We start from the raw sequence: 13,171 nt of genomic DNA, 5'->3' as shown, positions 1-13,171 counted from the left end.
GCCGGCGAGACCGTGCTGCGCGCCACCGTCTCGGAGCGCATGCAGCCCGGCGTGGTCTACACCACCTTCCACTTCCCGGAGTCGGGCGCCAACGTGATCACCACCGACAACTCCGACTGGGCGACCAATTGCCCCGAGTACAAGGTGACTGCGGTGCAGGTCATGCCCGTCATGCAGCCGTCCGCGTGGCAGCGAGAATACAGTCGCTTCAACCGCGTGCAGCAGGAACTCCTGGATGCTCGCGCGGAGACCGGAGAATCGATTCCCGCCAAATGAGCATGCCCGTGACCGACGAATCCATCACTGCCGAAGTCGCGAAGGAAGCGCCCGGCTTCTGCGAGGGCGCGCGCTCCCTGCCGGTGCGCGGCGTGCGCGCCGGGCGGGAATTTACAGCGCAGGACTGGGTTGCCGACGAAGTGCCCGTGGCCCTCGAGTACAACGGCATCTCGCATGCCGTGATGCTCGCCACCCCGCTCGATCTCGAGGACTTCGCCCTGGGCTTTTCGCTCAGCGAAGGAATTCTCGGTGCACCGCATGAGCTGTTCTCCGTCGAGGAGGAACGCTCCGACATGGGAATCACGCTTCATCTGCAGGTGGCGAGCGGACCTTTTGCGCGCCTCAAGGAGCGTCGGCGGAGCCTGACGGGCCGCACCGGATGCGGACTTTGCGGCACGGAAAGTCTCGGCCAGGTCGCCCGCAATCTGCCTGCGCTGCCCGACGGGCCGCCGTGGCGTCGCGAGGCCATCAGCCATGCGATGTCGCAGTTCTTCCAGTTGCAGGCGCTGCAGCAGGCGACCGGCGCGGTCCACGCGGCCGCCTGGTGTTCGGCCGAGGGTGAAGTGATGTGGCTGCGCGAGGATGTCGGACGCCACAACGCGCTCGACAAGCTGATCGGCGCGCTCGCCACCCACGACGTCGACGCTTCCGCCGGATTCATCGCCGTCACCAGCCGGGCCAGCTTCGAAATGGTGCAGAAGACGGCGATGGCCCGCGTCTCGCTCCTGGCCGCTGTTTCCGCGCCCACGTCGCTCGCGGTCGCAACGGCGCAGGGGGCAGGCATGACGCTGGTCGGCTTCGCGCGCAAGCAGGATCTTGTCGTCTACTGCCACGATGACCGACTGGCGCTAGATGCCCACAGCGGAGATGGCGATGCACACTGACTCGCTGGTCCGGATGGCCAATCAGATCGGACAGTTCTTCGAAGCGATGCCCGACCGTCCAGAGGCACTCGAAGGCATTGCACTGCACATCAAGAAGTTCTGGGAGCCACGCATGCGACGTGATTTGCTGGCGCATGTCGACGGGGAGGGCGGAGCCGGGCTGAGCGGCATGGTCTCCGAGGCGATTCGCGATCATCGGGATATGCTGACGCCGTGAGTGCGCGGGTCAGGCCCGCTCCATCTTCCGACTGTCCTCGACCTTGCCTATAGGGCGGGGCGCGCGCCGTCCTTGCGCGCGCGAGTCGACGCGCGGCGCGCCACCGGTGAGCGCCTGGCCCGATGAACAGGTTCACTCGCGACGGCGCCGACCAGTTGACCTACCACCAGGCGGACCTGCGATTGCAGCGCGGCGACCGCGCGACGGTCGCCCGCCAGGTGCTTCAGAAGGCACTGCTGGAACAGGCCGTCGAACATGGCATAGGCGACGCTGCTGGGAACGCGCACCGGCGTGCCCGTGAGTTCGGCAAAGCGCGACATCACGCGCCAGATCATCCGCTCCAGGCTCTTGTCGATTTCCGCGACATCGTCCCGGAAGGCTGGTTCGAACAGGGATTGCGCCCGCAGGTCGTACCACAGCCGGTGCATCGTCGCATCCTTGCGGACGGTATCGGCCAGGCCCGCGGTGAACCCTTCCATCAGTTCGTCGTACGAACCCGCTTCCATCGTGACTTCGTCGTAGCGGGTCACGCAACGTGCCTTGTACTGGCGCACGCTGCAGAGGATCAGGTCGAGCTTGTCGGTGAAGTAGTAGTGCAGCACCCCGTGCGAGAAGGCGGAGTTCTGCGCGATCTCGCGCAGGCTGGTGCGGGCGTAGCCAAGTTCGGCGAGTGTCTGCATGGCCGCTTCGCCGAGCTCGGCGCGGCGCTCGTTGAACTTGTCGTCGGGGGCGCGGGAGGTCTTGAGCATGTGGCGATTGTAGAGAGCCATCCTGCCGTTCGAGCCCACTCATCAGTGCAAACCCGTGTGTCTTGACAACTGTCCTGATAAATCTTGACAGCCGTCAAGGTCACTTCTAGCATCGGCTCGCGTTCCTTGACGAGTGTCCAAATCAAACAGGAGACAACATGCAGAAGTTCGACTTGTCGGGCCGCAAGGCCCTCGTGACTGGCGGGGCGCGCGGCCTCGGCGAAGGCATGGCGCAGGCGCTGGCGGCGGCCGGTGCCTCGGTGATGATCGGCGACGTGCTCGCGTCACTCGGTCGCGACACGGCCGGCAAACTTTCGGCGGGCGGCGCCAAGGTGGGCTTCGTCGAACTCGACGTCACCAAGGAAGAGAACTGGGCGAGCGCAGTCCAGGCGACCATCGATACGCTGGGCGGCTTCGACATCCTCGTCAACAACGCCGGCATCGAGATCACGGCGCTCGTGACCGAGATCCAGGCGGATGACCTCCGCCGCATGCTCGACGTGAACATCGTGGGCACGGCGCTCGGCATGAAGCACGCGTTTCGCGCGATGCGTCCGGGCGGTGCCGCCGGCAAGGGCGGGGCCGTCGTCAATATCTCCTCGGTCGCGGCGACCATCGCCTTCCCGGCGATCGCCGGCTACTCGGCCACCAAGTCGGCGGTCGACCGCCTGACGCGCGTCGGCGCGATGGAGGCCGGCAAGCTCGGTTACGGCGTGCGCGTGAACTGCATCTACCCAGGTCTGGTTCCCACCGAGATGGGCATGAAGCTGGCCGGCGACGTGGTCGCGGCCGGGCTCTTCGCATCGCCCGACGCGGCAGTGGGCGCGATCATCGAACAGACCCCGGCGGGGCGCCTGGGCGAAGTCGGCGACATGGCCGATGCCGTCGTGTTCCTCTGTTCCGACGCAGCACGCTTCATCACCGGCGCCGGCTTGCCGGTGGACGGCGGCATGGGCACCTGAGCCGAAATTTCCGCATTCCACAATCAAGGACGAGACAATGAGCAACAGCAAGAAACCCGTCGTGGTCTACGGCGCCTCCGGCTACACCGGCCGGCTGACCTGCGAGTACCTCCGCGAGTACAACATCCCCTTCATCGCGGCGGGCCGCAGCAAGGACAAGGTCCTCGACGCGATGAAATCCAACGTGCCGGGCATCGAGACCGCGAGCTACGAGGTGGTCGAGGTAGCCCACAATGTCGACGCGCTCACCGAGCTCTTCACGGGCGCTTCCGTGGTCTTGAACACCGTGGGGCCGTTTGCCAAGTTCGGCCCGGAAGTCGTGCAGGCGTGTCTCGCGGCCAAGACCCACTACACCGACACCACGGGCGAGCAGGACTGGCTGATCACGCTGGAAGAGCAGTTCGGCGCCAAGTTCGCGGCCGCCGGCCTGCTGCTTTCACCCGGCCTCGCGCAGATGTACACCACCGGCGAGATCGCCGCGCAGTTGTGCCTGGAGACGCCGGGCCTCGACACCCTCGACATCGCCGTGTTCTGGGGCGGCAGCCCGACCATCGCCTCGACGCAGACGATCCTGGTCAATGCGGCAATGGCCAAGGCCTACTACCTCGAGCAGAACAACTATGTCGAGTGGCAGCCCGACGCGGGCTTGTACAGCCTCGCGATCCCCGGCCAACACGAGGCGGCGCTGGCACTCCCCTGGGGCGGCACCTCGCATCCGGTGTGGTTCAAGAAAGACCCGCGCGTCGCCAATGTGAAGGTGCTGGGTGGCGTGTTCAACAAGCCGCTGATGCTCGGCGTTCCGCAGATCGTTGCCGCCGCCCTCAAGGCAACGGAAGGCATGAATCCTGACGACCGCTACGCCGCGCTGGCCAAGACGGCGGCGGGTGTCATGAACAGCATGCCCCCGCGAGAGAACCCGCGGATCAACAAGTCGGTGGATTCGGTCCATGCGTCGGGGCCGCTGGGGCGCGCGCATTGCGTGATCTTCGGCAACTGCAACTACAAGCAGACCGGCATGCTGCAAGCCTATGCTGCGGCGTCGCTGCTCCAGCAGGCGCCCAAGCGCGTGGGCTTTGCTTCGGGCTGCCAGGCCTTCGGGCATCACGAGCTCCTCGGCGCCTTGCGCGGCTTCGGCCTTGTGCAGGCGCCGGTGCTGACCGTTCACAACTGATCGGGCGCACGCCATGCGCCTGATCGACTATCTCGACAAGGGCGCCCAACTGGGCGGGCGCGCGCCCTGCTTCACGATGGGCGACACCGACCTGTCCTATGCCGAGGTCCAGGGCCTCAGCCATCGGGTAGGGCGCGCACTGCAGCGATCCGGGATTCTCCCGGGCCAGAAGGTTGCCGTGCTCGCCAGCAATGACGCGATCGCCTTCGCCTGCGTGTTCGGCATTTCGCGCGCGGGCGCCGTCTGGTGCCCCATCAACCCGCGCAACGAGGCGAGCGAAAACCGCTTCGTGCTCGATGCCTTCGATTGCACCTGCCTGATCTTCCACAGCAACTATGCGCCGATGGTCGAGCAGATCCGCGAGGCCTGCCCGAAGCTCACGACGCTGGTCTGCCTCGACAAGGCGCAGCCGTACGCGCCCTCCTGGGCACAGTGGGTCGAGGGTGTGGGCGACGAGCCGCTGGACGTGGCGCCGCCGGACGATCTCGCGATGATCGCGGGCACGGGCGGCACGACCGGCCAGCCCAAGGGCGTCATGCTGTCGGGACGCAACCTGGAGACGATGTCCGCGCTGACCCTGATGGGCTATCCCTTCGATGGCCGGCCGACCTACCTGGCGCTCGCACCGCTGACGCATGCAGCCGGCGTGCTGTGCCTGCCGGTGATGGCGCTGGGTGGGCGCGTCGTGATCATGCCCAAGCCCGACCTCGGCGACTTCCTCGCGCTGATCGAGCGGCACCGCGTGACGCACACCTTCCTGCCGCCGACGCTGATCTACATGCTGCTCCAGCACGAGCGGCTCGCGGCCACGCGGCTCGATTCGCTGCAATGCTTCTGGTACGGCGCGGCTCCGATCTCCGCGGCCCGGCTCGAGGAAGCGCTCGGAAAGATCGGCCCGGTGATGGCCCAGTTGTTCGGTCAGACCGAGGCGCCGATGATGATCTCGATGATGGCGCCGCACGAGCACTTCAATGGCGACGGCTCGGTGGCGCGCGAGCGGCTCACCTCGGCAGGCCGCCCGGGCCCGCTCGTGCAGGTGGCAACGATGAATGCCGACGGCGCGTTGCTGCCCACCGGCGAAACCGGCGAGATCGTGATCCGCAGTTCGCTCGTGATGATGGGTTACTACAAGGATGCGCCCGCGACCGAAGCGGTCGGGCACCACGGCTGGCACCACACCGGCGACATCGGGCGGCTCGACGCCGACGGCTTCCTCTACATCGTCGATCGCGCGAAGGACATGATCATCACGGGCGGCTTCAACGTCTACTCAGTCGAGGTCGAGCAGGCCCTGATGCAGCACCCCGACGTGCAGGACAGCGCGGTGGTCGGCTTGCCCGACGACAAGTGGGGCGAGCGTGTCGTCGCGGTGCTCCAGCTGCACGCCAATCGCAGCAACGACATCGACAAGACTGCCCAGGAGATCCAGGCCTTCGTGAAGGCGCGCATCGGCAGCGTGAAGACGCCCAAGCAGGTCGAGATCTGGCCGGACCTGCCGCGCTCCAAGGTCGGGAAGGTGTTGAAGAAGGACATTCGCGCGACCCTCCTCGAACGGCTCGGCGACGGTGCCGCCAGATCATGAGCAAGACATGCATAGCGGGCGTCGGCATGATCCCGTTCGCCAAACCGGGCGCCAGCGACCCGTATCCCGTGATGGCCGTGAACGCAGGGCGCCAGGCACTGGCAGACGCCGGGATCGGCTATGAGGCGATCCAGCAAGCCTACGTTGGCTACGTGTACGGCGATTCGACGAGTGGCCAGAAGGCGGTCTACGGACTGGGGATGACCGGGATTCCGATCTTCAACGTCAACAACAATTGTTCGACGGGCTCGACCGCGCTGTTCCTCGCCCGCCAGGCGATCGAGAGCGGCGCGGCGGACTGCGTCCTCGCACTGGGCTTCGAGCAGATGAATCCCGGGGCGCTCGGCACCGTGTTCAACGACCGCGTCAGCCCGTTCGAGGATTTCGACCGCGAGGCCGAAGCCTTGGTCGGGATGCCGGACCTGCCGCTCGCACTGCGGTACTTCGGCGGGGCGGGGCTGGCGCACATGAAGAAGTACGGCACGCCGCTCGAGTCCTTTGCCAAGGTGCGTGCCAAGGCCAGCCGGCACGCCGCACGGAACCCGCTTGCGCTGCTCCGAAAGGAACTCAGCGTGGACGACGTGATGAACGCGCCGATGCTTTGGCCGGGAGTGCTCACGCGCCTCATGGCCTGCCCGCCGACGTGCGGCGCGGCCGCGGCGGTCCTGGTGTCGGAGAAGTTTGCCAAGGCGCACAGCTTGCGCCGGGACGTGTGGATCACGGCACAAGCCATGACCACGGACACGCCCGACAGCCTGCAAAGCCACGACATGATGCGTGTCGTCGGCTACGGGATGAGCGAAGCCGCGGCACGGCAGGTCTACGAGCAGGCCGGCATCGGGCCGTCGGACCTCGACGTCGTCGAACTGCACGACTGCTTCGCACACAACGAGTTGATCAGCTACGAGGCTCTGGGCTTGTGCGAAGCCGGCGGTGCGGCCGCCTTCATCGATGCCGGGGACAACACTTACGGCGGGCAGGTCGTCACGAATCCGTCAGGCGGGTTGCTGTCCAAGGGCCACCCGCTCGGTGCCACGGGCCTGGCGCAATGCTTCGAGCTGACGCACCAGCTGCGCGGCAGCGCCGAAGCGCGCCAGGTGAGCGGCGCGCGCGTCGGGCTGCAGCACAACCTGGGACTGGGCGGGGCCTGCGTCGTCACGCTCTATCAGGCGGCCTGAGCCCTTGCACCTCGAAGACGTGGCAGCCCCAGGGCGGCATGTCGAGGAAGAGCCCGCGGGCGAGCAGGTCGTCACCTGGCCGATCGAAGACGGCCGGGCCGAGCAGATCCTGAAGCCTCAGGGCGCTTTGCGCGATCTCCGGAAAGGGAAGGCGCACGAAGCATTGGGATTGCTGCGGCGAATAGTTCACCGCCACGAGCAACCATGGTTGCTTCGGCGATTCCCATCGAAATGCAATGAAGTTGTCCGCAGTGGGATTGCCGGCCCACGTCGGAACGCATTCCAGCAAGGACCAATGGCCGTCGCGAGACACGGGCCTGCGCAGCACGGCAAGAAGTCGGGCGTAGAACTGCGCCAGGTTGTCGTCGACGGGCTCGTCCGGCGCACGGACCAGATGCGGCGAAATGCGCATGCGGCGACCTTCGAATTGCCCCTGGTGGAAGAAGCGCAGGCCCGGTGAGAGAAAGGTCAGCACCGCGGCCGCGGGATGGACTTCCGGCGCAAAGGTCGATGCCGCGCGCGGTTCGTCGTGGTTCTCCAGGAAGCGCGCCAGCTTGTCCTGATAGGCCGTGTCCGCGCACAGATGTTCTCGCACCGGTCGCGCGCGCCGTTCGTGCAAGCGGTCATAGAGGCGTTTGTCGTACGCGTAGTCGAAGCCCTCCTGCTGCAACGTCCATTCCATGTCCCAGTAGGCTTCCGCCATGAACAGGAAGGCGGGATGCTCGCGCCGCACCGCACCGATCGCCTTGCGCCAGAAGGGCTCGGCCCGGATGCCCCAGGTTCGCTCGAACACCTCGGGCAGGACCAGCATGGCCATGTCGCATCGCACGCCGTCGCATTGACCGGCGATGCGTTCGAGCTCGCCGACCATCGCCTCCTGCAACTTCGGGTTTCCGTAGTTCAGTTGCAATGTGTCGGGCCAGCCGTCGAAGTACGGGTCGCGACCATAGGCGAACACCGTCGGCCCGTTCCTCGTCGTCACGCGGCAATAGTTCTTGGGCGAACGCGCCAGGTCGTCCTCCCTGCCGTGGACGAAGTAGCCCGGGCGATCTTCGGTCCACGGGTGATCGGGCGCCATGTGGTTGGGCACGAAGTCGAGCATCAAGCGCAATCCCCGCTGGCGCATGCGCGAGCGCAGTCGCGCGAGGGCCGCGTCGCCGCCAAGGCCCTCATGCACGGTGTAGCCCTTGATCGCAAAGCCCGAACCCTCGATGTCTTCCTCGCGCAAGTCGGGCAAGGTGTGTTCGAACTCGTGCCTCCACGCCGGATTGCTGCGCGAGATGCGCTGCGCAGCAATGCCCGTCTGCCAGACGCTCAATAGCCAGATCCAGTCGAATCCCATTCCAGCGAGGCGATCAAGTTCGGCGTCCGCGATGTCGTCCAGCGTCGCCGCACGGCCCAGCGAGAGCGACAGTCCGGTCAGCGTGACCCGCGTGTTGATCTGGTACAGCGCCGGGTAGCGAGGGGAGTCCACGGCATCACCGCGCGGGAGCGTCGTTTCCTGACGCAGCACGCAGCGCCCGCACCGACGCCGCCTCGGCGCCCGGCATCAGCAGGAGGTCTTTCGTCACCACCGCGTTCGTCTGGATGATGCGCGCCACGCAACCGGTCCAGCCGGTCTGGTGACTCGCGCCGATCCCCGCCCCGTTGTCGCCGTGAAAGTATTCGTAGAAGAGCACCAGGTCGCGCCAGTGAGGGTCGTCGCGGAACTTCTGCGCGGCGCCGTGAGACGGTCGTCGGCCTTCGCCGTCCAGCAGGAAGAGGCGGCTCAGCCGCTCACCCAGTTCCTTCGCCACGTCGAGCAGCGTCATCATCTGCCCCGACCCCGTCGGACACTCGACCTTGAAGTCTTCTCCGAAGTACGCGTAGAGGCGCAGCAGCGACGTGTAGAGCAGGAAGTTGATCGGCATCCAGACGGGACCGCGCCAGTTCGAATTGCCGCCGAACATCCCCGAATCCGAGTCACCCGGCACGTAGGCCACCCGATACGACTGGCCTGCGTGCTCGAAGACGTAGGGGTGATCATGGTGCACCCGCGACAACGCGCGAATGCCGTACGGGCTGAAGAATTCGTTCTCGTCGAGCATGCGCGCGAGGATGCGGCGCAGCTTCTGTTCGTTGACGATCGCCAGCATTCGACGATTGGCCACGCCGGGCTCCTGCGGCAGGTGCATGTTCGCCGCGAGTTCGGGATGCCGCATCAGGAACAGGCGCGCACGTTCGCGGAACCTCGGCATTCTTGCAGGGATGTCTTCCTCGAAAACGGCAACGCCGGCCAACGGCAGCAGCCCGACGATCGAGCGGACCTTCAGGCGCGTGGCACTGCCATCCGGCATGCGCAGCACGTCGTAGAAAAAGCCGTCCTCCTCGTCCCACATCTCGTCCTGGCGCTCACCGACCCGGTCCATCGCGCCGGCGATGAACAGCGTGTGCTGGAAGAACTTCTCGACGAACTCCTCGTACAGCGGCTCGCTCAACGCGAGTTCGACCGCGATACGGAGCATCTGCTGGCTGAAGAACACCATCCATGCCGTCCCGTCCGCCTGGTCCAGATAGCCGCCCGTGGGCAGCGGCGCGGATCGGTCGAACACGCCGATGTTGTCGAGCCCGAGAAAACCGCCCTCGAACACGTTGGCGCCCGTGCGATCCTTTCGGTTGACCCACCACGTGAAGTTGACCAGCAGCTTGGAGAAGGCGTACTTGAGGAACTCGATGTCGCCCGCGTCGCCGCGACGCTCCTTGTCGACCAGGAAGAGTTGCATCGTCGCCCAGGCATGCACCGGCGGATTGACGTCGCCGAAATTCCACTCGTAGGCAGGGAGCTGGCCGTTCGGGTGCAGATAGTCGTTGCGCAGCATGAGGTCGAGTTGCTGCTTGGCGAAATCGGGGTCGACCATGCCCAGCGGGATCATGTGGAATGCCAGGTCCCACGCGGCGTACCACGGGTACTCCCACTTGTCGGGCATCGAGATGATGTCGTCGTTGAACATGTGGCCCCAATCGAGGTTGCGCACCTTGCGGCGCTCCGACTGCGGCAGCTGGCTGCCGGCGCCGTGCTCGTCGAGCCACAGATCGAGGTCGTAGTAGAAGTACTGCTTGGTCCACAGCATGCCGGCCAGCGCCTGGCGCATGACATTCGCGCGGTCGGGATCATCGCGCACGGCGGGCGGCGTCAGCGAGGCATAGAACTCGTCCGCCTCCTTCAGCCGGAGGGCAAAGACTGCATCGAAATCGTCGAAGGGCGCGGGCGACGTGCCGGGCTTGCGGGTCGTCAGTCGCAGCCGCACGGTCTGCGACTGGCCGGGGCCGATGCCGAGCTGGTAGTGGGGCGACACCTTCGTCCCCTGGCCCGCGGGATTGATCGCATCCGCGTCGCCCTGGATGACGAAGTTGTGGAAGGCGTCCTTCACGTAGGGTGAGGCATTGGTTCCGCCGAACAGCCGGGCGTTGTTGGTTTCGTTCTCCGTGAACAGCAGCGGCACGTCGGCATCGCAATAGAGGTGGTACTCGTCCAGCGATTCAAGGAACAGCGGATCGGTATGGCGGGCACGGACGGTCGCGGTTCCGCCGGAGGCCACACGCTCGAGGATCGGCTTCGAGCCGCCGCCCGACTGCGTCCACGTGTTCCGGAACCACAGTGTCGGCAGCAGGTGCAGCGGCGCCGCTTCGGCACCGCGGTTGATGGCTGTGATCTTCATCAGCAGGTCCTCGGGCGCGCCCTTCGCGTATTCGACGAAGACATCGAAGTAGCGGTTGTCGTCGAACACGCCGGTGTCCAGCAGCTCGTACTCCGGGTCCTGCTTGCCGCGGCCGCGATTGGTTGTGACGAGATCGTTGTACGGGTAGGCCGCCTGCGGGTACTTGTACAGATACTTCATGTACGAGTGCGTCGGCGTCGAGTCGAGGTAGAAGTAGCACTCCTTGACGTCCTCGCCATGGTTGCCCTCGCTGTTGGCCAGGCCGAAGGCGCGCTCCTTCAGGATCGGATCGCGACCGTTCCACAGGGCCAGCGCGAAACACAGGATCTGGTGGTCGTCGCTGACGCCGGCCAGGCCGTCTTCTCCCCAGCGGTAGGCGCGCGAGCGGGCCTGGTCGTGGGTGAAATAGTTCCAGGCGTCGCCGTTGTCGCTGTAGTCCTCGCGGACCGTCCCCCATTGCCGTTCGCTGAGATACGGCCCCCACTTCTTCCAGGCTGCGCGGTTGGCGTGCGCCTCGTCGAGCCGGCGTTTTTCTGCTGCATCGGTGCCCATGGGATGTGCTCCTCGGGGCGGATTCGCCCCGTCGCATCCTCATTGGGCATCATCCCGGCCGGTTTGATCAAGGCCCGTTTGCAGGGCCTCGAAGCGCTCGGCGCAGGCCTCAGCGGCGGGTCTCGACCAGCTTCCAGCCGTTGCCCGACGGGTCGCGGAAGCTGGCGTCGACGCTGCCGTAGCGCTCCGTGGGTTCCTGCGTGAATTCCACGCCCAGGCCGCGCATCCGGTCGGATGCTGCGCGGCAGTCGTCGACGACCAGCACCAGCGGCGGCATCGCGCCCTTCGCTACGAGCGCGCGCAGCATCTGGGCCGTCTCCGCGTCGAGCATCGGCGCACCCGGCGTGAACAGGCCGAGCTGGAACGACGGCTGGTCCGGGTGCTGGACCGTCAGCCAGCGATAGTCACCGTTCCGTGCGTCCGTGTGGACGCGGAACCCCAGTTTCTCGACGTAGAACGCGAGCGCTTCATCCTGGTCCCGCACATACAGGCCAGCCACTTGGACACCTTGACTCATGGAATCTCCTTTTCTTCGGCGTTGTTTGTATCGCCCGCCAGCCGCCGCCGCTTCTCCAAAACTGCGGTCTTGAGGTCGGGCCGATGCGCGGCGCTTAGGAAACAGGCGGGCACGCGGTCGAGTTGCTGCGCGGCGGCCCGGGCGCGTTCGCGGACCGCGCCTGGGTTCTCGCCGGTGATGTCGCGGAAGGTGCGCCCGAAGGTGCCCAGGCTCCCCCAACCCGTGACGAAGGCGATGTCGGTCACGGACAGGTCGGTGTCGCGCAGTAGCGCCGTCGCGCGTTCGATGCGGCGCGTAAGGAGGTAGCGGTGCGGCGGGATGCCAAAGGCCTGCTTGAACGATCGTGCGAAGTGGGCCTCGGAGACGCCACTCACCTGCGCCAGCCGCGGGACGGGCCAGGCCTCGTGCGAGGCGGCGTCCATGCGGTCCTTGGCGCGCAGCAGGCGGCGCAGCAGCCTGGGCTCCTGGCTTGCCGGGCCGCTGCTCATGCGCATTCACCTCTCGACTCCTGGCCGCTACGGCTTAGCCAATCCATCCAAGCTCCTCTTTCGCACATACGCATTCTGAAAAGACAACTGCCCGGGTCCCGGCCCCGGCCTGCCGCCGCAAATCGTACGCGTCGGCTTCAACGCGCGGGTACTTGCATCGATTCGATGGTCGGGGGGCGCGCGGGCGCGCAGGAAGGGTGGACCATCAAAGGCCTCCAAAGGGTGCGGTTTGCAAAAACCGCCGCCCTCGCTGCTAAACGATGGCGGCAGCTCGAACGGGTTAGCAGACCGGGCACCCCTTGCGAGAACCGGCAGGGCGTGAGCCCTCCCGTTCGAGCCGCCTTAAAAGTGGCGCGAACGAAAAAGCCGCAGGTCCTGCGGAGGTCACTGCGGCTTTCGTCGCAGGGGTGCCTTGATTGGGCTGCTAAACCCGGTCACGTCTCTGTTTGACGTGATCGGGCGGAGTATAGCGATCGAGTCCCGATTTTTGCGCTTGCCGTTAAGGCGTCTCCGACGCATCGAAATCCAGTTCCACTTTTGCCCCGTTCGGATCAAGGCAGAACAACTGCCAGGTCCCAGCGCCAGCCTGCTGCCGCAAGTCGTACTTGACACCTCCATCGTCAAACCGTTTCTTCACCGCAGCCAGGCCTTGCGCGGTGAAAGCCATGTGGTCGATGACCCCCGTACGCTGCTCGGGCACCGGCCGACCGAAGTACAGATGCAGCACCGCCTGCGGTCCGCTGCCGTAGAGCCAAGCGCCCGGAAACCCCAGGTCCGGCCTGTGCCCGACCTTCAGGCCCAGCAGGCCGGTGTAGAAGTCCAGCGTCTTCTTCTCGTCTTCCGCAGTCACGGTGAAATGGTTCATGCCGACGATCATGGGAGTCTCCTGTTCGGATG

The 13,171-nt window shown here is 66.0% G+C and carries 13 protein-coding genes; 7 read left to right on the top strand and 6 right to left on the bottom strand.

Features of this window, described 5'->3' with window-relative positions:
* From AC1D3B_RS09325 to AC1D3B_RS09315, 3 genes are all read left to right on the top strand, one after another.
* Positions 1–276, top strand: a 276-nt coding sequence (locus AC1D3B_RS09325; protein ID WP_478190362.1) for a molybdopterin dinucleotide binding domain-containing protein, incomplete at its 5' end; no start/stop codon positions are given.
* A gap of 2 nt (positions 277–278) precedes the next feature.
* Complete coding sequence (gene fdhD, locus AC1D3B_RS09320; protein ID WP_478190378.1) at positions 279–1,160, top strand: formate dehydrogenase accessory sulfurtransferase FdhD; 882 nt, start codon at positions 279–281, stop codon at positions 1,158–1,160.
* A complete protein-coding gene (locus tag AC1D3B_RS09315) occupies positions 1,150–1,377 on the top strand; it encodes a formate dehydrogenase subunit delta (RefSeq protein ID WP_478190361.1) in 228 nt (75 codons plus the stop codon). Before fdhD ends, AC1D3B_RS09315 begins: the two co-directional genes overlap by 11 nt.
* A gap of 47 nt (positions 1,378–1,424) precedes the next feature.
* On the opposite strand, the gene AC1D3B_RS09310 is transcribed toward AC1D3B_RS09315, so the two are convergent.
* On the bottom strand, positions 1,425–2,147 hold the full coding sequence (locus AC1D3B_RS09310) for a TetR/AcrR family transcriptional regulator (protein ID WP_478190360.1): 723 nt from the start codon (positions 2,145–2,147) through the stop codon (positions 1,425–1,427).
* A gap of 137 nt (positions 2,148–2,284) precedes the next feature.
* Between AC1D3B_RS09310 and AC1D3B_RS09305 the strand changes: the two genes are divergently transcribed.
* Genes AC1D3B_RS09305 through AC1D3B_RS09290 form a run of 4 tightly spaced genes read left to right on the top strand, consistent with a single transcriptional unit; the run spans position 2,285 to position 7,019 of the window.
* Positions 2,285–3,088 carry an SDR family NAD(P)-dependent oxidoreductase gene (locus AC1D3B_RS09305; protein WP_478190359.1) on the top strand — a complete coding sequence of 268 codons (804 nt, stop codon included), beginning with the start codon at positions 2,285–2,287 and terminating at the stop codon, positions 3,086–3,088.
* 37 nt (positions 3,089–3,125) lie between these two features.
* On the top strand, positions 3,126–4,259 hold the full coding sequence (locus tag AC1D3B_RS09300; RefSeq protein ID WP_478190358.1) for a DUF5938 domain-containing protein: 1,134 nt from the start codon (positions 3,126–3,128) through the stop codon (positions 4,257–4,259).
* Positions 4,260–4,272: 13 nt separating this feature from the next.
* Positions 4,273–5,841 carry an AMP-binding protein gene (locus tag AC1D3B_RS09295; RefSeq protein ID WP_478190357.1) on the top strand — a complete coding sequence of 523 codons (1,569 nt, stop codon included), beginning with the start codon at positions 4,273–4,275 and terminating at the stop codon, positions 5,839–5,841.
* Entirely contained in the window at positions 5,838–7,019 is a 1,182-nt protein-coding gene (locus AC1D3B_RS09290) for a lipid-transfer protein (protein ID WP_478190356.1), read from the top strand. Before AC1D3B_RS09295 ends, AC1D3B_RS09290 begins: the two co-directional genes overlap by 4 nt.
* Here AC1D3B_RS09290 and AC1D3B_RS09285 read toward each other — a convergent pair.
* From AC1D3B_RS09285 to AC1D3B_RS09265, 5 genes are all read right to left on the bottom strand, one after another.
* Positions 6,997–8,493, bottom strand: coding sequence for an alpha-amylase family glycosyl hydrolase (locus AC1D3B_RS09285; protein WP_478190355.1), 1,497 nt, complete (start codon positions 8,491–8,493; stop codon positions 6,997–6,999). The genes AC1D3B_RS09290 and AC1D3B_RS09285 overlap by 23 nt on opposite strands.
* Before the next feature lie 4 nt (positions 8,494–8,497).
* Positions 8,498–11,269, bottom strand: coding sequence for an MGH1-like glycoside hydrolase domain-containing protein (locus AC1D3B_RS09280; RefSeq protein WP_478190354.1), 2,772 nt, complete (start codon positions 11,267–11,269; stop codon positions 8,498–8,500).
* Between the two features lie 109 nt (positions 11,270–11,378).
* On the bottom strand, positions 11,379–11,786 hold the full coding sequence (locus tag AC1D3B_RS09275; protein ID WP_478190353.1) for a VOC family protein: 408 nt from the start codon (positions 11,784–11,786) through the stop codon (positions 11,379–11,381).
* Entirely contained in the window at positions 11,783–12,274 is a 492-nt protein-coding gene (locus tag AC1D3B_RS09270) for a helix-turn-helix transcriptional regulator (protein WP_478190377.1), read from the bottom strand. Before AC1D3B_RS09270 ends, AC1D3B_RS09275 begins: the two co-directional genes overlap by 4 nt.
* Positions 12,275–12,773: 499 nt before the next feature.
* On the bottom strand, positions 12,774–13,151 hold the full coding sequence (locus AC1D3B_RS09265) for a VOC family protein (RefSeq protein ID WP_478190352.1): 378 nt from the start codon (positions 13,149–13,151) through the stop codon (positions 12,774–12,776).
* Positions 13,152–13,171 lie beyond the last annotated feature (20 nt).

This window comes from Variovorax sp. P5_A3 (assembly GCF_056400665.1).
The sequence above is the reverse complement of the archived record's forward strand: the minus strand, read 5'-3'. Positions and strand labels throughout refer to the sequence as shown.